Origin of the sequence: Gilliamella sp., from assembly GCF_024104075.1 — a bacterium.
Classification (GTDB): domain Bacteria; phylum Pseudomonadota; class Gammaproteobacteria; order Enterobacterales; family Orbaceae; genus Gilliamella; species Gilliamella bombi.
In genome coordinates, this window is sequence record NZ_JAGGHR010000024.1 from 13,774 (window position 1) to 33,931 (window position 20,158).

General features: G+C 33.7%; 18 protein-coding genes. 7 read left to right on the top strand and 11 right to left on the bottom strand.

Annotation, left to right across the window (positions count from 1 at the left end):
• Positions 1-27 precede the first annotated feature (27 nt).
• From J6569_RS08055 to J6569_RS08105, 11 genes are read right to left on the bottom strand one after another with little or no spacing between them, the layout of a single operon-like run.
• A complete protein-coding gene (locus J6569_RS08055) occupies positions 28-2,349 on the bottom strand; it encodes an MMPL family transporter (RefSeq protein WP_296318207.1) in 2,322 nt (773 codons plus the stop codon).
• A complete protein-coding gene (locus J6569_RS08060) occupies positions 2,327-2,935 on the bottom strand; it encodes an outer membrane lipoprotein carrier protein LolA (protein WP_296301052.1) in 609 nt (202 codons plus the stop codon). The genes J6569_RS08055 and J6569_RS08060 overlap by 23 nt, the downstream gene beginning before the upstream one ends.
• A 2-nt stretch (positions 2,936-2,937) precedes the next feature.
• Entirely contained in the window at positions 2,938-3,354 is a 417-nt protein-coding gene (locus J6569_RS08065) for a thioesterase family protein (RefSeq protein WP_065590078.1), read from the bottom strand.
• Complete coding sequence (locus tag J6569_RS08070) at positions 3,344-5,095, bottom strand: glycosyltransferase family 2 protein (protein ID WP_296318208.1); 1,752 nt, start codon at positions 5,093-5,095, stop codon at positions 3,344-3,346. Before J6569_RS08070 ends, J6569_RS08065 begins: the two co-directional genes overlap by 11 nt.
• Positions 5,086-5,448 (bottom strand): hypothetical protein, encoded by a 363-nt coding sequence (locus J6569_RS08075; RefSeq protein WP_065574790.1) that lies wholly within the window; start codon positions 5,446-5,448, stop codon positions 5,086-5,088. The genes J6569_RS08070 and J6569_RS08075 overlap by 10 nt, the downstream gene beginning before the upstream one ends.
• Positions 5,445-6,824: a hypothetical protein gene (locus J6569_RS08080; RefSeq protein ID WP_296301056.1), complete on the bottom strand. Its 1,380-nt coding sequence runs from the start codon at positions 6,822-6,824 to the stop codon at positions 5,445-5,447. The genes J6569_RS08075 and J6569_RS08080 overlap by 4 nt, the downstream gene beginning before the upstream one ends.
• Complete coding sequence (locus J6569_RS08085) at positions 6,794-7,363, bottom strand: hypothetical protein (RefSeq protein ID WP_296318209.1); 570 nt, start codon at positions 7,361-7,363, stop codon at positions 6,794-6,796. The genes J6569_RS08080 and J6569_RS08085 overlap by 31 nt, the downstream gene beginning before the upstream one ends.
• Complete coding sequence (locus tag J6569_RS08090; protein WP_065590082.1) at positions 7,360-7,611, bottom strand: acyl carrier protein; 252 nt, start codon at positions 7,609-7,611, stop codon at positions 7,360-7,362. Before J6569_RS08090 ends, J6569_RS08085 begins: the two co-directional genes overlap by 4 nt.
• Before the next feature lie 12 nt (positions 7,612-7,623).
• Positions 7,624-7,878 (bottom strand): phosphopantetheine-binding protein, encoded by a 255-nt coding sequence (locus J6569_RS08095; RefSeq protein WP_296318210.1) that lies wholly within the window; start codon positions 7,876-7,878, stop codon positions 7,624-7,626.
• 27 nt (positions 7,879-7,905) lie between these two features.
• Positions 7,906-8,700 (bottom strand): 1-acyl-sn-glycerol-3-phosphate acyltransferase, encoded by a 795-nt coding sequence (locus J6569_RS08100; protein WP_296301059.1) that lies wholly within the window; start codon positions 8,698-8,700, stop codon positions 7,906-7,908.
• Positions 8,682-9,401, bottom strand: a complete 720-nt coding sequence (locus tag J6569_RS08105) for a beta-ketoacyl synthase chain length factor (RefSeq protein ID WP_296318211.1) — start codon at positions 9,399-9,401, stop codon at positions 8,682-8,684. The genes J6569_RS08100 and J6569_RS08105 overlap by 19 nt, the downstream gene beginning before the upstream one ends.
• Positions 9,402-9,539: 138 nt before the next feature.
• Here J6569_RS08105 and J6569_RS08110 point away from each other — a divergent pair, with 138 nt between their 5' ends.
• From J6569_RS08110 to J6569_RS08140, 7 genes are all read left to right on the top strand, one after another.
• The gene (locus J6569_RS08110) at positions 9,540-10,619 is read left to right on the top strand and encodes a class I SAM-dependent methyltransferase (RefSeq protein WP_366940511.1); all 1,080 of its coding nucleotides are present in this window, start codon (positions 9,540-9,542) and stop codon (positions 10,617-10,619) included.
• Between the two features lie 20 nt (positions 10,620-10,639).
• Positions 10,640-11,038 carry a hypothetical protein gene (locus J6569_RS08115; RefSeq protein WP_065590084.1) on the top strand — a complete coding sequence of 133 codons (399 nt, stop codon included), beginning with the start codon at positions 10,640-10,642 and terminating at the stop codon, positions 11,036-11,038.
• 326 nt (positions 11,039-11,364) lie between these two features.
• Positions 11,365-13,065: an aspartate-alanine antiporter gene (gene aspT / locus J6569_RS08120; RefSeq protein WP_296318212.1), complete on the top strand. Its 1,701-nt coding sequence runs from the start codon at positions 11,365-11,367 to the stop codon at positions 13,063-13,065.
• Positions 13,066-13,094: 29 nt separating this feature from the next.
• Positions 13,095-14,687: a bifunctional aspartate transaminase/aspartate 4-decarboxylase gene (locus J6569_RS08125; RefSeq protein ID WP_065561708.1), complete on the top strand. Its 1,593-nt coding sequence runs from the start codon at positions 13,095-13,097 to the stop codon at positions 14,685-14,687.
• A 463-nt stretch (positions 14,688-15,150) separates the two neighbouring features.
• Positions 15,151-16,743 carry a bifunctional phosphoribosylaminoimidazolecarboxamide formyltransferase/IMP cyclohydrolase gene (gene purH, locus J6569_RS08130; protein ID WP_296318213.1) on the top strand — a complete coding sequence of 531 codons (1,593 nt, stop codon included), beginning with the start codon at positions 15,151-15,153 and terminating at the stop codon, positions 16,741-16,743.
• Between the two features lie 83 nt (positions 16,744-16,826).
• On the top strand, positions 16,827-18,116 hold the full coding sequence (gene purD, locus J6569_RS08135) for a phosphoribosylamine--glycine ligase (RefSeq protein ID WP_296318214.1): 1,290 nt from the start codon (positions 16,827-16,829) through the stop codon (positions 18,114-18,116).
• 363 nt (positions 18,117-18,479) lie between these two features.
• Positions 18,480-19,952: a hypothetical protein gene (locus J6569_RS08140; protein ID WP_296318215.1), complete on the top strand. Its 1,473-nt coding sequence runs from the start codon at positions 18,480-18,482 to the stop codon at positions 19,950-19,952.
• Positions 19,953-20,158 lie beyond the last annotated feature (206 nt).

Here is a 20,158-nt window from a genome sequence, read left to right on the forward strand (position 1 = left end):
TTCCTATTTTTAATTTTTATAAATTTTTTAAGTAATATTTGTCTGTTTTATAGCTAATGGAGCAAATATAAAAGCGGTGAAAATTCCACTCGTCAACACAATTCCAAAACCCATTATGGCATTCGTATTGCTAATTATCATTAGTCCAAAGGATAGTAATGTTGTTAGCGCAGCCATTGTAACTGCCAATAATGCACTATTAGTTTGGCTTTTATGATTACCTAAAAAGAGACTATAATCGATACCAATACCAATGACAAGAATGAGGGCTAGCATAGAAAATAGATTCAATGGTTGGCGAATAATGCCATGCACAGATAGTGCAACTCCTATTGATAGTAAAGTCGGTAGCGTGCTTTTTAGCGCTATAATTACTCCATATTTGCGATTGTAAAAGATAAAGCAGATACATATGATAATTACTGCACTAGCAATTAACTGAGACAAGTGGATTCTATAGTTGGTAAACATGGTATTAAATTCAGTATGGCGATCGAGCCAATGGATGCCATTATCTACTTGCGATAATGCACTGATGTCGCTTAATTGATTAACATTTCCAATAGGAATTAATGTTGCACTTTTACCATTTGGTAGTGATAACCATAGCAAATTTTGTCCTTGACTAATTTCGCTTTTCAGCCACATTTCAGGTGTAATAAAATCGTTTGAATCTTCAATGTTCGGTATTTTAACATTAACACCAATTTGTTGAAGTGAAGACACAACTTCGGGAGCTAATTTGTTTATTAAAGCAATATTATATTGCTGTTTTTTTATTGAAGGTAAATTAATAGTCTGATATTGTTGAAAAATACCATGCTGTTTTGCTTGTTCTAATTTTGGTAAAAAAGACTCTAGTCGCTGTAATGTTTGTTCTGCTGTATCACCAAATACGATAAACCATTTTTGATCTGAGGATTGGTGAGTTATGTTTATTATATCTTGCTCCTCTTTTTGGAGATCGGCAGGTAAAACTTGTAACTTACTGATATCATCATCAACCTTTAAATTATTAAAACCATAACCAATAAATACTATAGCAATAGATAAAGTTATCCATTGCATTTTTTTATTTTCCCATAGTTTAAGCCAAAAAGTGGAGAAGCGATGGCCGATATTTTGTCGAACAGGTAAATTTTTTACTAAAAAAGGATACCAACATGTGACAGTTAAAAAGGCTCCAATTAAGCCAAAAACAGCAAAAATAGATAACTGTTTTAATCCTGGAAATGGTGCAATTAGTAAAACTAGGTAAGCAATAAAACTGGTGCACAATGCAATAGTTAAGGTTGATATTAATTTTTTTAAACTGGCATACGGCGATTCATTATTACCATTAAGTAATCGTTCAGTTAAATAATGTAATGAATAATCAATGGTTATTCCAATAACGCTTGTACTCATTACTAATGTCATTACATGAATCTCGCCAAATACCATTAATACTGCGACTAATCCACAAATAATTCCAATTAAAATCGATAATAATGAAAGAAGAATAGGAGTGATAGAACGAAATACAGCAATTATTAGTACAATAATACCAATAATGGAAAGGCTTCCTATTCTCGAAATATCTTTTTTAGCTTCAATACTTGCATTATCACTATAGAAGAGTACACCTCGTTTTAATATTTCTGTTCCGGGGTAATTTGTTTTTAACTGTTCAGTCAATGTTTCCAACTCGGTAACGATTTTGTGTGATTGGTTTAGATCAAATGAAGAATCATTCAGTTGGGCATAAATCATGTACCATACATTACCTTGCTTATCTTTACCTGTTAACCAATTATTTTGAATGGTTAGATTACCCGTATTACTCAGTCGGCTCAATTGTGAGGCACGGGTGAGGAGTAATGGATCTTTATTTAGCTCTGTTGCACTAACTCCACTAAATGGTGAGTATATTTGGCTTTGAACCCAAGCAAATTGTTTATGTGTTTCTAGCCTTTCAATTGTATTTACATCTATTAGCTGATAACGATATTTGTAAGCAAATTGTCCCCAATTTTGTTGAAATTGTTCATCAAAATGCCCATTAACTTGATTAAAATTGGGATCTTTTTGTAACTGTTGATACCACCAGTTTACCGGTTCTAAATTATTGGAGTTAGCTGGTTTAATTAACCAGACAAGTTGCTTATCGAGTCTATCTTGGAAACCATTAATAATTTCAATTGGAACATGGTTAGTTTGTTCCTTAGGTAGTAAGGATAAAACACTACTGTTGAATTTACTGTTAGAAATAAGATGACATGCAACAACCAGTAAGCAAATGACAGTAATGCCCCATAAAATTGCTTTATGTTTAAGTTTTATTATTTTATTTGAATAGCAATTGTTCATGTTGTGTTAATTTTGTTGTTTTGTGATTTTTAAATGTAATTATAGTTTTATCATCTTGTTTATCATCTATGGCGATAGTTTGTAGATATGTGTTGCCGTGTAGTGTTATTTGTTTGAAAATTTTGTTTAATGGAGCAATTTTAGGCGTAAGTATAAGTGTCCATTGGTGATTTTGTTCTGACAGAATTATCTCAAAATTATTTTCTAGCAATTGTTTATCAGCAGTAAATATTGCAGTCAATAAATGATTAAACTGGAACAGTTGAGGTTGGTTTTCTGCTGTAATTATTTGAGGTTGTTGTCCGTCTACACTTTGTTCCATTCGCTGTTGATTCATTTTTAGCGTCATAATAAATGGTGTCAGTTGTTGCCACCATAATCCTAAATCTTGAGAAATAATCATTTTTCCTGATGAATGTAGTGGGGCGGATAAACCATTTATGTAACGTTCTTGTATAAAATCAGCATGAATGATTTTATGTTTACTAAATTGTTGTTGTAAATCTTCTAGTGTAATGGCGTAAATTGATGTGGAAAAGCACATCATCATTACTACGCTAATTATAGTAATTAAGTATTTCTTCATTTTTATAATCCAAAGCGTTCTAAAAAAATTGGAGGTGTAACAAAACTCATTTCTTGGTTTGATGCTGATATTGCTACTTGGATTGTATAGCCCGATGTTGTTTTTTTTCCTGTTAAACTATCTTTTATTGTGTAATTAATTTTTATACGATGTTCATATTCTTCTAAAGTTGCAATAATCTGTAAAGTCTGTTCAGCGATTGTTGGTGCGATATATTTTACTCGAGCATCAACAATAGGCCAAAGGTAACCTGATTCAATCATCTCTTTGTAACCATAATTGAATTTTTGGAATAAAGCTTCTCTAGCTTTTTCAAAAAATTTTAGATAGTTGCCATGCCAAACTACACCCATTGCATCGGTATCATGAAATGAAGTGGTATATTCAATAGTAGAGGTACGTTTAAAATTATTTTTCATTTTTATCTGAATCTTTATTTAGTTTATTTGGTGTTGGTGGACTAAATCTCCAAAAATCGTAAAAGTTAAACCAATCTAGTGGAGAAATGAGGCAATAATGTTCTAATCTTTTTGCATACTCTTGTATTATTCTGTTCAGTGCATCTTGCCGATTTTGTCTTGGCAGCAAAATTTTATCTGAAAAATGCTCAAAGTAGACTTGAAAGCGTCCATTAGGTTTTAGTCCCCAAATTAAATAAACAGGAAAACCTAAAGCAGCAGATAAAATAAAAGGACCTTTCGGAAAAGGAGCAAGATCACCTAAGAAATTAGCCCAACTAATTGAGTTATCGGATGTTCTTTGATGTGGATTGCTTGATGTTCGATCACCAACAATAGCCACCCATTCGCCATTATCTAGTTTTTCTTTGAGTAAAATAGCTGTATCTGGACCTAGAGTATCTACTTGCACCAAATTAATTGCGGATGCTTGATTTGCTTCTTGTAACACTTGCTGAAAACGCATGGCATTTTTTTTGAAAACAAGCGCATTGATTTTTATATTATGTGATAACTCGGCTAGTGCTCTACACATTTCTATATCACCAAGATGTGAGCAAATTAAAATAATACCTCGCTTATCAGAAATAATATCTAAGCATTCTTGATTGTTAGAAAAATAAAGTTGATTGAGTTTAATGTCACCTTGCCAACTTGCTATTTTATCGAGTAGTGATTCTCCAAATCGTTGGAAATGCCGAAATGAGGTAAGCTGTTTTTTTTCAACATAAGGGATCTGGTCATAATAGTTTTTAATTTTTTCTAAATAGGATTTTGATGTTTGGCGTTGAGCTTTTCCAGTTAACCAAAAATACGTAATAATTGGAAACATAACTAATTTAGCAAATTTTCTACCAAAAATCTGGTAAAGTTTTAGAATAAATCTGATGCCTAATAGTCCTTTTCTTTCCGGTATTTGAGACCAATGTTTTTGACCTTTAGCTTTATATTTATTTCTTTTAAGTAATAAAGGAATGCGCGGAATCATTCCAAAAAATAAACGAGTATGCATCCATGATATTCCAACATTATCTTTGAAAGTGTGAAAATGTGATACGCCATCTTTAGGGTAAGTTACATGCGTCGGTACAAAAATAGATGGTGTACCTTGCCAGTATAGTCTCACCATTATATCTGTATCAAAATCCATTCTTTTGCCTATTTTACACTGCTTTGTGAGGCCAACAGTTTGCTGTAGTGGGTATATACGAAAACCACACATACTATCTTTAATTGAAAAAGATAAAGTTTCAATCCATACCCAAAAATGCGTTATATATCTAGCGATTAATCGATGTTTAGGTACAGAATCGTCATAGACAGGATTGCCGGATATTAATGCATCAGGGTTAAGTTGTGACTGTTTTAATAATTGTTTAACAAATTGGCTATCATGTTGTCCGTCAGCATCTATTTGTATGGCATGCGTGAAACCTTGATTAAACGCATATTCAAGGCCTGTCATAACTGCAGTGCCTTTACCCTGATTAGTTGGTAAGTGTAATAGTGTTACCCATGGATATAACGCTGAAACTTGTTCTAGCTTTTGTTTTGCATCTTTAGAACTACCATCATTAATTAAAATGCATTTTAAATTATAAGATTCAATATTTTTTAGAACCGTGGGTAAAGTTTCGCTGTGATTGTAAGATGGAATAACAAAACAATAGTTAGCAAGTAAAGACGATTGTATTAATGACATAAAGTAAGTTTTCCTGTACTTGCTATTTTATTACTATTGTTTGGTGTGATGAAGGTATAGATGAATTCTAGTTTTTTAATCTTTTCATGCCATTTTAAATGTAAAGTAAGGCGATCTTCGGGAATTACAGGGCATTGAAATTTGATTACATCGATAGATAACAAGTGTAATGAATCATCAATATATTTTTGTGTGTAATGAAGCACCCAGTTAAGTTGAACAACTCCCGGTAATAAGGGTTGGGATTTAAAATGACCTTCAAACCAAAAAAGATCAGATGAGATTGTTAGTTCAATATCAGCGGAGGTGTTGCTAATATTAATTATATTTTCCTTTGCAAACTTTTTTTTCATTGTTTTTGTTGTGTATCAAATAATTTTTTTAAATCAATATAAGTACATTTCCCTTGAGAGTTTTTAGGTAAAGAATCAATAAATCGCCATTTTTTGGGCGTTTCAATTAATGATAATGTATCTTTCAATAAAAGTCGAAAATATTGTGTTAATTCGAAATGATTATACTGTTTTAATGACTGTTTGTATAAGGAAGATAATTCAATAACTGCACCGAGTATTGTTCGATTATTTTGTTCTAGCGGAATGACAATAGCTTGTGCCACCTCATCAAGTTGATTAAGCTGTTTTTCAATGAATACTAGTGATACTCTGTTTTCAGATATTTTTATAATCTTATCTATTCGCCCGTTTAAATGAAAATGGCTTTCATCCACTACCTTGATTTCATCGTTTAATTGTTCAGGTTGAGTTAGTAAAGGTGAAAATAATAAAGGCGGCTTTGATTTTTTGCATTCGATATGCATTGATGGAAACAGTTTCCAAGGTGTGTCTGCTTGTGTTTGTTGCCGAGTTGCTATAATGCCCGTTTCGCTTGAGCCGTATATTTCATCAGGTAATACGCCATAGCTTTTTCCACATAATAGTGCTTCTTCATATGTAAGCTTGCCGCCAGATGAGATTATTTTATCACAATTTATTGTTGGCAATTTGTCATCCAAATTTTTGATTATTGATGGTGTTGTAATATAAATAATTTTTTTATGACTATAAGTAGTTAGCTGCTCTTGATAAAGTATAGGTTCACAAATGAATGGAATTTTACAGCTAAGAGGTAACATTATCTTAAATGTTAAACCATACATATGTTCATGGGAAACCGATGCAATAAATAGGTTATTTTCAAATTTTCCCCAACCCGCTTCAAGCACACCAATCTCTAATTCAAGCTGAGAAACCGATTTTTCAATCGGTTTTGGCATTCCAGTTGAGCCTGAAGTAAACAGTGTTAATGTTTGGTGTTTAAATCCAGATTCTATTAATTGCTTTTCTGTAATTATATTATTTATATCAATTTTATTGATATCGATAATTTGTTTGCTTGAGAAATATTGATTAGTAAATTTAATATCATCAATTAATAGACCATCATAGTGATGTTTCATTTCTTTGTGGTGAGGATTGATTAATATTGGTTGCTTACCGGAATAGAAAAGCGCCAATAATCCTGCAATGAAATTAAAACTATCTTGCATGTATAATGCCCAACGCATATTAGAATAGTTATTTAATACATTATTTATGTTTAAAACCTGTTTTTTTAAATCACCTATTGTTAACGGCTGGTTATTTCTAAATGCTACAATTTCATGTTCTGGTCGTAATAGTTGCTTTGATAGCGATATTAATGTTGTATTTTTTGACGTATTAACCATTCAACCCCCATAAATATACCAATCAAAATATAGCTAATCAAACCATTATATAGAGTCCACCAGTACATATTATTTATCAAGCAAGTAGTTAAAGCGATAGCTCCATTGACAATAAAAAATAAACACCAATATGAGGTTACTTTTCGCGTATATAAAACACCCTCTGCAGATAAATTTACATGTTTTAATCTAGCAAATTTTTCAACCATAGATTGTGGTTGGTATAAGGTGTAACCAAATGTGATGAAAAATACGAAGTTAACTAATACTGGATAAAAAAGGAGTATTTGATATTTAGTACAAAACCAACTCATCAACGCTAAAAATAGACCTATACATGCAATAAGTTTCGTCATCCAACGTATATTTGAAAATAAATTGGGTAAAGTGACTAGTCGTAAAACAAAAGAAACAACTAAATAAAAAATAGCTAGGTTAACCCAGTTGTAGTAAAAAGATAAGTAAATAATAAATGGGTAACCGACAAATAGAATATTTGTCACAATATTTATTATTAACTTAACTCTATTTATTTTCATTCTTTTGCATTCACTAAGTTATTAATTGCCTCAACAACATCTTGTACTGTTCTAACAGACTTGAATGTTTCGGGATCAACTTTTTTACCAATCTTTTTTTGAAGGTGTACAACCAAGTCAACAGCATCAATACTATCTAAATCTAATTCTTCAAAGAGTTTAGACTCAGGTTTAATATCTTTTGCTGATAACTCAAAAAGTTGCACCAGTGCAGACTGAATTTGTTCAAAAATCTGTTGTTTGTCCATGCTATGTCTCTCCTATTGTTGTGATGAGATAAAATCAGCTAATGATTGAATTGAGTAAAATGCTTTTTTCGTTTCTTCACTTTCTGCAGATAAAACGATCCCGTATTTGTTTTTAATAGCAAGACCAAGCTCTAAAGCATCAATAGAATCTAGCCCTAGTCCATCATTAAATAAAGGAGCTTGAGTGTCGATATCATCAGGAGTGATAGCTTCCAAATTTAGTACATCAATTATGAGTGACTTTATTTCATTATGTAGTTTTTCCATTAGCTTTCCTTTTACATTGAGGTTGTTTTAATTTATTTCAGTTTCAGTAAATACTGAAGTCAAATACCGTGTTAATTGTCTTGCTGCAACAGTTGTATTTGGGCTGATAAAATCAGCAATTGAAATTTTTTCTCCAACAGTAATATTAAAACAAGCTTTTTTTATTGGTATATCATACCATTTTTGTTTCTTTATAAGACAAGGAGGAGCGCATTTTATATGAATGACTCGAATATCCACTTGGCAACGTAATGCTATATTAGCGGCACCTCTTTGTAATTTTATTGGTTTGTTTGGTATACTTCTTGTCCCCTCAGGAAATATCAATATTCGCCCACCTTTTGCCAATATTTGTTTGCATTGTGGTAATATTTTTTCTGATTCGGCATTTAAAATATATCCCGCGGTTTTTATGATGCGGCTGATAAAAATATTGTTGATAAGTTCACCTTTAACTAAGCAGTCACAACGAGGCATTACTGATGCTAAAAGTACAACATCAAGCAAAGAAGGATGATTTGCCACAACCAAACAATTTTTGTCTTGTTTGAGTTTCTCAAGTCCATTGAATTGATAATTAATTACCCCTAATGATTTTATTATCCATATAAAAACTTTAAAACTAAAACAAACACTTTTTTGGGCAATAATGCTTCGTTGGTGTTTGTTCCAAATAAATATTCTTAGCAAACTAAACCATAATAGTGAAATTATAAAAAAACCACATAATCCAAATAACGTAAAGCCTAGCGCAGTAATTAACAAACGCCAACATTGATTAAAATTATAGGTGTTTATTTTCGCTATAAATTTAGTGTCCATTGCCAATCTTGAGCGTTTCCTTGTACTATAAATTGTTTTTGTTTATTCAAATAAGCATGCAAAAAAGCAAGAGATTGAGGATAATTTGACTGATAAACTTTTGATGTTTTTTCTATACTTGTACAATTAAATTCATTGCCACTTGTTAATATGTACCCTATAGCATAAATCGGAACTAATTGTTTGATACTTGTTTGATAAAGTTTCGGAATGCTGCCATCAAAATCTATCAACAGTATTTTTTTATTGCTTTGATTTAATAAAGGCAATGCTTCTATCAAGCCTTGATGAAAACTATCATTATGTGCTGATAACGAAGTAATAGGAACTGCTTGATTTGCAACAATTGTTAGTAAACCTGCAGTCGTGTTATGAACTGATAAGGCAAAATCAGTAGGTGAAATTTCATTATTTTGATTAAGTTCAGATAATATTTTATAAGTTCTTTCTAATTCACCATGTCGACTAGTAAAGATAGCCAAATCAACGCTATTATTGTTTATAAGTTCCAGACCAATCTCAACTGCTAAGCGTGATGATGTACTCATTCGGCGCACTTGCATCATGGGCAGTTTATTTGATTTAGGTAGAGGTAAACTCCAATCGTGTTCTAATTGTTGAGACCACAAAAACCAATCATCTTTACTAGATAATCCGGAAGATAAAGCAAACCAATTTTCAATAGAAAAAGAAAAATTCATTTCGTTAATATTTTTAATTAATTCTTTACTTAACAATATTTTGTAATATTATTTAATATAAATTTACTTAAGTATACAATGTGTTGATACAATACATTAAAAATTTAAAAAGGCAAGAGATTGACTGAACAAGAAAATATAAGATATGGATATCATAGGGATATTTATACCGCATTAGACGCAATAACAGAAGCACAAAAAATAGCATTTTATCCTATCTTTTTTCAAGCAATAGTTTGTATGAAAAACAAAGGTATCTTAACTTGCATAGATCAAGCAGGGAAAAGAGGCATTTGTTTTGACGAAATAGCAAAACAAATTTCTTTATCCCCTTACGCAATTGAGCTTTTGTTGGATATTGGATTAAGTATGCATGTTATCTATAAAAATGATGGACACTATATTCTTGGTAAAGTAGGGCATTATTTATTACATGACAAAATGACCGAAGTTAATCTTAATTTTACTCAAGATATTTGTTATCAAAGTATGTTCTATCTACAAGATTCGCTTGAGTCTGGAAATCCTGAAGGATTGAAAGTCTTTGGTAATTGGAAAACAATATATCCAGCATTGCAGTCATTGCCTAAAAAAGCTAAAGACAGTTGGTTTGAATTTGATCATTTTTATTCGGATCATTCATTTCCAATTGCTTTTTCTCATATTACCCAATTGAATCCCAAACATATTTATGATGTTGGCGGTAATACAGGTAAATGGGCTATTTATTGTGCTAAACACAATCCGAATATCAAAGTTACATTATTAGATCTACCCGAACAGATTTCTGTTGCCGAAAATAATGTTAAGCAAGCAGGTTTTGATGATCGCATTGACTTCTATTCCGTCAATTTATTGACTGCAGAGATGTTACCTAATGAAGCAGATATTTGGTGGATGAGTCAGTTTTTAGATTGTTTTAGTATTGAACAAATCACCCATATTTTAAAATTGATTTACAGTAGCATGAAAGATGATGCTATAGTATGTATTATGGATCTATTTTGGGATAGACAAAGTTTTGAAGCTGGAGCATTGAGTTTAAATGCTTCTTCTTTGTATTTCACATGTTTAGCAAATGGAAATAGTCGCTTTTACCATTCTAAGGTATTTTATAATTGTCTTAAGAATGCTGGTTTTTATGTCGAAAAAGATATTGATAATTTGGGTTATGGCCATACGCTGTTGATCTGTAAAAAGCTAACTAGTAATAAATAAACAAAATAAAGGAGTAAACAATGAAGTTTTTAAAATATATCGTTGGTGCATTATTACTTTCGCTATTAATTGGATGTTCTGGTAAATTTCAAGAACCTAAAAATATTACCACCCCAGTAACTGGACTGTCAAAAGATCAAGTGAAAAAAGCTATTTTAGCTTCTGCTACTAATGGTCGAGCTGCATTTGGTACATGGAAGATGGATGTTATTGACAGTAATACTATTCGAGGGCGTTTATTCAACCGTAAGTTTGAAGTTGTAGTGAATATACCTTATTCTGCAAAGAGCTACTCTATTAATTATGTATCAGTGAGCAATAATTTAAAAAATAGTCAGGGCGGAGTTCATCGAAATTATAATCGTTGGATAAATAATCTTGATGCTAAAATTCAAGAAAATATTTTCAAAGCAAAATAAAGTAGATTTTTTGCTAATTTAACCATATCAGATAAAAGATAAAATGAAGATATAATTAGTCTAAATTTATTAATTAAAAATATTGAGCTCAATTCAAAAATTGAGCTTATACAATCTAAATACATTTATTTCAAAATTTCTTGTCCTTGATTAAATATCCATTAAACATAGCGTTTGTTAACTAATTTTTAACGATAGCATTAATTGTTAAAACTGAATATCCATTATTCTAAATAGGTTTAATATATAAACAATCCATAAAAATTAATGGGTAAACTCTTTCCTTTAATTACATTTCTTTATGTTTTTCCTTGAGGACAATTAATATGTTTCAATGGCTTTCAAATTGGGTTTTAGATGGGTTTAAACACTCCCCAGAAATTCTATTATTTTTATCGTTAAGTTTAGGGTATTTAATTGGTGGCATTCGAATGGGTAAATTCCAACTCGGTGGTGTTGCCGGTTCGTTACTTGTCGCTGTTGCTTTAAGTGTTTTTGGCGTTACTATTGATGCTGGGGTTAAGTCGATTCTCTTTGCACTATTTATTTATGCTGTGGGTTATGAAAGTGGTCCTCAGTTTTTCCGTTCACTAGGCGTGAAAACATTACGCGAAATATTCTTAGCATTATTTATTGCTGTCGCAAGCTTTGTGACTGTTGTAATTTTAGCTAAAATATTTAATTTAGACAAAGGCCTTGCTGCTGGTTTAGCTGCAGGAGGATTGACCCAATCTGCCATTATGGGTACAGCCTCTGATGCATTAAGTCAACTTGGATTAAGTGCTGAAGAATTAAGTAAAATGCAAGCTAATGTCACTATTGGTTATGCAGTCACTTATATATTTGGTTCACTAGGTGCCATTATAGTGTGTGTTAATATTCTGCCAAAAATAATGGGTAGAGATATTGGCGATGATGCAATTAAAGCACAAGCAGAACAGCTTCATGGTTCGCTCTTATTAAGCAATGATCAAAATTTAGCTTTATCTGATATTAGTGGTCGTTTGTATCGTATTACCAACAAAATCAACCAAACTGTTTCCCATATTGAACAGACTGTAAATGGTATCAGTATTGAACGTATTAAACGTGGCAATAAAATAATAGAAGCAACCCCTGAAACGGTATTAAAGTCAAAAGATATCATTCTGGTTGTGGGTCATCGTGACGCTATGATTAAAGCACAAGATCTACTTGGTAGCGAAGTAAATTCAGCATCAGGTATGGATGTAGTGATGAACAAACTAGATGTTGAAATGCGTAATAGCCGTTATGTGGATCAAAATCTTACTCAAGTACTTCAATCTGACGAAGTTATGAAATTAAAACATGGAATATACCTTTTGGCCATTCATCGTGATGGACAATCCCTTCCTCTTACTAACGATATTAATTTAAAACTTGGTGATGTTATTACTATTTATGGTGCTGATGGTGATCTTCGTCGTGTTGTAGATAAAATTGGTGCTCCAATCACTAAAAGTGAAAAAACTGACTGGATATTTCATGGTTTAGGGCTTGTTGTTGGTCTTATTATTGGTTTAATCGTTATACGTGTTAGCGATATTCCTATTACATTAGGAGCTGGCGGCGGTGCGCTTTTATCGGGATTATTATTCGGCTGGTATCGCTCTGTTCATCAAACTATCGGTAACATACCAACTGGTGCTGTGCAACTTTTAAAAGATTTTGGCTTGGCTGGTTTTGTGGCGGTTGTTGGTTTAAGTTCTGGTCTTCAAGCGATTAATACTATTAAAGAACAAGGTTTATCTCTATTTTTAATTGGTGTTGTTGTTACTTTATTGCCAATGTTACTTGCCATTTATTTTGGTAAATATGTATTAGGCTATAAAAATGTAGCGGTGTTTGCCGGTGCTTTAGCGGGTTCGCGTAGCGCTAATCCTGCTTTTGGTGAAGTGCTAAATAAAGCCGGTAACTCAACACCAACCAACTCTTTTGCCATTACTTATGCTTTAGCTAATGTTTTCCTAACTTTATTAGGACCATTAGTTGTTGCTTTTGTTTAATTGATCCATCAAATTAAGGATACAAATGTATGAAAAACAAAACAGAATACAGTCAATATGCTAATTTAAGTCCTTTTGAATTAAAAGATAACTTAATTAAATTGGCACAAAGTCATACTGATCGAGTAATGTTAAATGCAGGGAGAGGCAATCCCAACTTTCTTGCTACTTGGCCTCGTCAAGCTTTTTTCCAATTAGGTGTATTTGCAACCCAAGAATCCGAAATGTCATTTTCATATTTAAATGAAGGTATCGGTGGCATGCCAATTAAAGCAGGACTAACCGGACGCTTTGAACATTTTATTTGCCAAAATTACAACACTCCTGGTGTTGCCTTTTTAGGTAAGGCATTTTCTTATATTCGTGATCAACTAGGGCTTGACGAAAACGCCTTTTTACAAGAAATGGTAGAAGGTATTTTAGGATGTAATTATCCAGTACCAGATAGAATGCTACATTTTAGTGAAGATGTGGTTAAAGCATATGTTTTACAACAAATGGGTGCTCAATATCTGGATCGTAATGATATAGATTTATTTGCTGTTGAAGGTGGCACAGCTGCCATGGCTTATATTTTTAACTCAATGAAAGAAAATGGATTAATCCAAAAAGGTGACAAAATTGCCATTGGCGCACCTATATTCACGCCTTATCTCGAAATTCCTGAACTTAACGATTACCAATTAGTTGAGGTATTAATTAATTCTGATCCTAACTCAAATTGGCAGTATCCTGAGTCAGAATTGCGTAAATTAGAAGATCCAGCAATTAAAGCCTTTTTTGTTGTTAATCCTTCAAATCCACCATCAGTTAAAATTGATGACAAAAGTTTAAAAATCATTGCTGAGATTGTTAAAAAACGTCCTGAATTGATCATTTTGACTGATGATGTTTATGGAACATTTGCCGATGATTTCCAATCTTTATTTGCAATTTGCCCTCAAAATACTATTTTAGTTTATTCATTCTCTAAGTATTTTGGTGCTACAGGTTGGCGTTTAGGTGTTATTGCAACAGCACATGATAATGTAATAGATAAAGCCATTAAAGCGTTACCAAGCAAAACCAAACAGATCTTAAATAAACGATATAGCTCAATTGTTACTGACCCTGAAAATCTAAAATTTATAGACCGCTTAGTAGCCGATAGTCGTGCGGTTGCATTAAACCATACTGCTGGACTATCAACACCACAGCAAGTACAAATGGTATTATTTGCATTATGTGAAATGATGGATAGCGATCAAAGCTATAAAACAGCATTAAAATCGCTAATTCGACGCCGCGCAGCATCACTTTATCAACATTTAGGTCTTAAACATCAAACCGATGAAAACAGTGTAGATTATTACACTCTAGTGGATCTTGAACATATTTGCCGAGAATTATATGACGATAAATTTGCTAAATGGATCCTAAAAAATAAAAATCCATCTGAAATGTTATTCAGAATTGCTGATGAAGCAGGTGTTGTACTACTACCGGGTAAGGGATTTGCTGTACAACATCCTTCTGCTCGAGCATCGTTAGCAAACTTAAATGAATATCAATATGCCGCAATTGGATTATCAATGCGTAAATTAGCAGAAGAATATTATGCTGAATATAAAGCGAAGAATTAATAGTTAAATATTTAAATCAATAAACTTAATTAATACCCTAGCTAGTCTAGGGTTTTATTCAACCAAAATGTTGTAAATTTTCTACTACTGATGTATCCAAAAGTAACAGTATTACGACAATCTATCTTTTGAGAAAATATAAAATCAATATACTACCTGAGTTATGTAAAACGAAAAATAGACCTATCTTTATAACGTTAAAAGGTTAATATAACCATTTATACGTCGTCAAAATATGCTGACAAATAAGCGAGCATAATACGTCAAAAAAGCGTGTTGGAAGTGTTAGGTATTTTGTCAAGAATAAAATATAGCTTATTTGTCAAAACCGAAATAAAGTCAAATATTATCATTCAACTACTTTGATCGTTTTTGATAAGTTAACACTAAACTTCTATCTTTAATTTATATATAATGTTGGCTACAATAACTTAGATTGTAGATATCAATTTCGGAGCCTTTCATGCAGCAGTTTCGTCCTATCCGTCGTGCTTTACTTAGTGTGTCCGACAAAACCGGTATTTTAGAATTTGCAAAAGCCTTATCAGAACGTAATGTGGAACTCCTTTCGACTGGGGGGACAGCAAAATTATTAATGGAAAACCAAATACCTGTTATTGAAGTATCAAATTACACTGGTTTCCCTGAAATGATGAACGGGCGAGTTAAAACTTTACATCCTAAAATTCATGGGGCAATTTTAGGGCGACGGGGTATTGATGATGATATTATGCAACAACACCAAATTGCACCGATTGATATGGTTGTTGTTAATCTTTACCCCTTCGCGCAGACTGTCGCTAAACCAGATTGTACGTTAGATGATGCGGTTGAAAACATTGACATTGGTGGTCCGACAATGGTTCGATCTGCTGCCAAAAATCATAAAGATGTTGCCATTGTAGTTGATTGTGGTGATTATGAAAATATCATCAATATGATGGATAGTAACCAAAACTCGCTTTCATTTAAATACCGTTTTAACCTTGCAATTAAAGCCTTTGAACACACGGCTAAATATGATGGTATGATTGCCAACTATTTTGGGCAATTAGTGCCACCTTACATGGGTGAAACCAATCAACCATCGGGCGAGTTTCCTCGAACTTTAAATCTACAATTCATTAAAAAACAGAATATGCGTTACGGTGAAAACGCACATCAGCAAGCGGCTTTTTATGTTGAGCAAGATGTCAAAGAAGCCTCGATTGCAACAGCAAACCAGTTGCAAGGTAAAGCCCTTTCTTATAACAATATTGCTGATACCGACGCTGCGCTTGAATGTGTAAAATCATTTGATGAGCCAGCGTGTGTGATTGTAAAACATGCTAATCCTTGTGGCGTAGCGGTTAGTGATAATATTTTACATGCTTATGAAAAAGCCTTTAAAACTGATCCAACTTCAGCTTTTGGTGGCATTATAGCCTTTAATCGACAACTTGATGCAGATACCGCAAAAGCCATTGTTGATAAACAATTTGTAGAAGTAATTATTGCCCCATCAGTTAGCCAAGAAGCTTTAACCATTACTCAAGCTAAAAAAAATGTGCGTGTACTTGAATGTGGTGAGTGGTCAACACCAGCATCAGTAAGTTTAGATTTTAAACGTGTCAATGGCGGTTTATTAGTGCAAGATCGCGATCTAGGTATGATATCGCCAAATGAATTAACTGTAGTAACCAAACGTAACCCCACTGCTCAAGAGCTTTCAGATGCGCTATTTTGTTGGAAAGTGGCAAAATTTGTTAAGTCAAATGCCATTGTCTATGCAAAAGATAATATGACAATTGGTATTGGAGCAGGGCAGATGAGTCGTGTTTACTCTGCTAAGATAGCGGGAATTAAAGCTAAAGATGAAAATTTAAACGTTGCTGGATCAGTTGTTGCTTCAGATGCGTTTTTCCCATTTAGAGATGGCGTCGATGCCGCTGCAGCCGCAGGTGTGACTTGTGTGATTCAACCTGGTGGCTCGATTCGAGATGATGAAGTGATCCAAGCCGCAAATGAGCACAATATCGCGATGATCTTTACTAAAATGCGTCATTTTAGGCATTAATTGTGTGATCACTTTGTTAGTTTTTAAAAAGAGTTATCTATATATATCTTTATATTATGAAAGGCATCTTAAAAGGATCTTTTATGAAAGTATTAGTAATTGGTAATGGTGGGCGTGAACACGCGCTTGCTTGGAAAGCAGCACAATCTCCATTGGTTTCTAAAGTTTTTGTTGCACCTGGCAATGCTGGTACTGCGCTGGAACCAAGTTTAGAAAATATTAATATCAAAGCCACCGATGTGAGTGGACTGCTTAACTTTGCCCAGCAACAGCAAGTGGATTTGACCATTGTTGGTCCTGAAGCACCACTGGTTATTGGCATTGTTGATAGCTTCCAAAAAGCAGGATTAAAAATCTTCGGTCCAACAAAATCGGCCGCTCAACTGGAAGGGTCAAAAGCTTTTACTAAAGATTTTTTAGCACGTCATAAAATTCCAACAGCTGAATATCAAAACTTTACTGAAGTTGAACCAGCAATTGCTTATATCCGTGAAAAGGGCGCACCGATCGTGATTAAAGCCGATGGACTTGCGGCTGGTAAAGGCGTTATTGTTGCCATGACACTAAAAGAGGCCGAAGACGCCGTTCGTGACATGTTAGCTGGAAATGCCTTTGGTGATGCAGGTCACCGAGTAGTGATTGAAGAGTTTCTCGAGGGTGAAGAAGCTAGCTTTATTGTCATGGTAGATGGCAAAAATGTCGAGCCCATGGCAACGAGCCAAGATCATAAACGTGTTGGCGATGGAGATACAGGCTTAAACACGGGTGGCATGGGCGCGTATTCGCCAGCTCCTGTTGTAACTGATGCGGTTTTTGCAAAGGTAATGGATGAAATTATCTATCCAACGGTCAATGGTATGGCGCAAGAGGGCAACGTCTATGTCGGCTTTTTATATGCTGGCTTAATGATTGACAAAAACGGCAATCCCAAAGTTATTGAATTCAACTGCCGATTTGGCGATCCCGAAACACAGCCGATAATGATGCGAATGCAATCAGATTTGGTCAAACTTTGCTTAGCGGCGGTAGAAGGCAAATTAGATACGGTCAAATCAAAATGGGATCCAAGACCAGCATTAGGAGTGGTACTTGCTGCAGGCGGTTATCCGGGTGAATATCATACCCAAGATGTAATTCTTGGACTACCAGCAGAATCAACCGAAGATTGCAAAATTTTCCATGCGGGTACTAGTTTAGAAAAAGGGCGAGTCTACACCAATGGTGGACGGGTATTATGTGTAACCGCACTTGGCAACACAGTACTTGAAGCTCAACAACGTGCTTATCAGCAAGCCAAAGACATCTATTGGCATGGTTGTTTTTATCGCCATGATATTGGCTACCGTGCAATTGAGCGGGAAAAAAATAAATAAAAATCAAATAAAATCAATAATCTACCTGAGTGTTTTTGCCTTGGGTAGAGTGTTTGATAGCGCTAAGTGCTTTATCATTTTGATATAAAATAGCCTAAATCGGATAATGTTACCGTTGCGGTTTGTTACTCTCAAAGCTCAAAATATCAGAAATCTTGCTAAGTTTTTAAATAAAAAATATATCCTAAAAGCTGTCATAAAGCCAAAACAATAACACTTATTCTTGACAAAAATTAACCAAAATTTATCTAAAAACTAGCAAAAATTTACATAAACGTCTATAATTTCACCAATTTAAAATTAGTTAATTTAATTATAAGGTTAATATAGAAACCAATAAACTTAATCGACAGGTGGAACGTAATGCAGTATCATTTTAACAAGCAGAGGCAAGCCAATGTCTTAAATTTATTAAATCACCATGCTAGATGTGGTGTTACACAAATCTTGTTTATCTTATCAAAGTTATCTTTAAAATTTTTATCGAAATCACTTGCTAAATTTCCGTTGTCATTGACACTACTACTATTATTGCCGTATTCATTGGAATCTCAGGCATTATCGGCCACGACTTCTAAACTCATTCATGGTACTGCACCTTATTTAGCTTTTGATGGTGGTACTACCAAAGTGACTACAACAGATGACTTATTAAGTATTAGGTTATCGGATGGTCGAACATTCACACCGCAAAACAATCCTTCATCATCAACAAATCCAATTGAGCTCCCCGCATTGGGTCAAAGTTTTGAAATTATTGACATGATGGTACCGACATCAACCAATTCTGTGGATCTTAAGGATTTAGTCGCACAGGGTAATTGGGGTGATGATGATGGTGATGGACAAGATGGTGGGGTAATGGCAAAAGGAAGTATAACGCTTAGTATCACAGATAAAAATAATCAAATAGTTAGTCGTAATGAAGTATTAACGATAAGTAATGCACCTTATAAAGTAAAATTAAGTAGTACAGAGGGATCTTTAAGCACACAATACGGGAAACCAAATGCTAGTACCTTCACAGAAAGTAGTGAAACATATTACATCAAACCAAAGGTTACAGTAGGTGTCAATTTCGTAAGGCCAAATCGTCGTGAGGGTTATGGTGAGTTTGCTGTCCAAGATAGCACATGGCGCTTTTCTGGGTTTCTTATACAATCGATTATACCGTCACAAAACGAACAAAATTTTCCGACTACAGGGGCAGATGGTTTGGATTTTGATTTAGATATAGTTGGAGTCGATGCAAGTCAGTTAACGTGGGCTCCAGTCATACATGAAGGAATAACTGCTTCCATAACCCCTATGGGTAGTACTAGTGTTCATGTTACTTTAACTGGTCCAGAAGCTAAAGCCCAATGGGATAATGACAAACCTAGTCGAATTACCGTGCCAAATTTACCAAAGTTATTTGTATTAGAAGGTAAGGATAGTAGTGATAATGTAGTAGTAAAATATGGATTTGAGTTACAAAAGTGGTTTGTCAACCGAGGGTATACAAACAAACCCTATTCCGACCAAGCTGTTTGGTGTAATAATCTAGGATATCGTGTACCACAGGTAAAGGATCTGACTAATGCGAACTGTTCTTCTGTAGGTAATGGTTGTCAAGGAGCTGTACCTTCTTCGGTAGGTAACAATTATCATCGCCGTATAGGTGGTGTTTTGTTGAGTGAATGGGGTAATATTACCGATTATTACCGAGCAGATTTCGTATATTTAAACTACTGGACGAGCGACACTACTGGAAGTGAGCGGTTTGTTGTGTATCCAAATTATGGAACTGTTTTTACCAACGACTATGATTCTTTTGTCGTTTGTGTCACTCCTTAGTTTTTGCACTTAAACTTAAACTTAAACTTAAACTTAAACTGAGGACACTCAACCAAAGAACAAAGTCCTGTGTAAAGCTAGACGACACGCCAGTAGGTTTTAAAAGCTTGCGCTTTTTCTAATAAAAATTGTAATAGTCTTTACTTAATCTGACGTTTGAGTTATTTTATAACACAAAAAGGAGAGTCAGAAATGAATCAAACTGC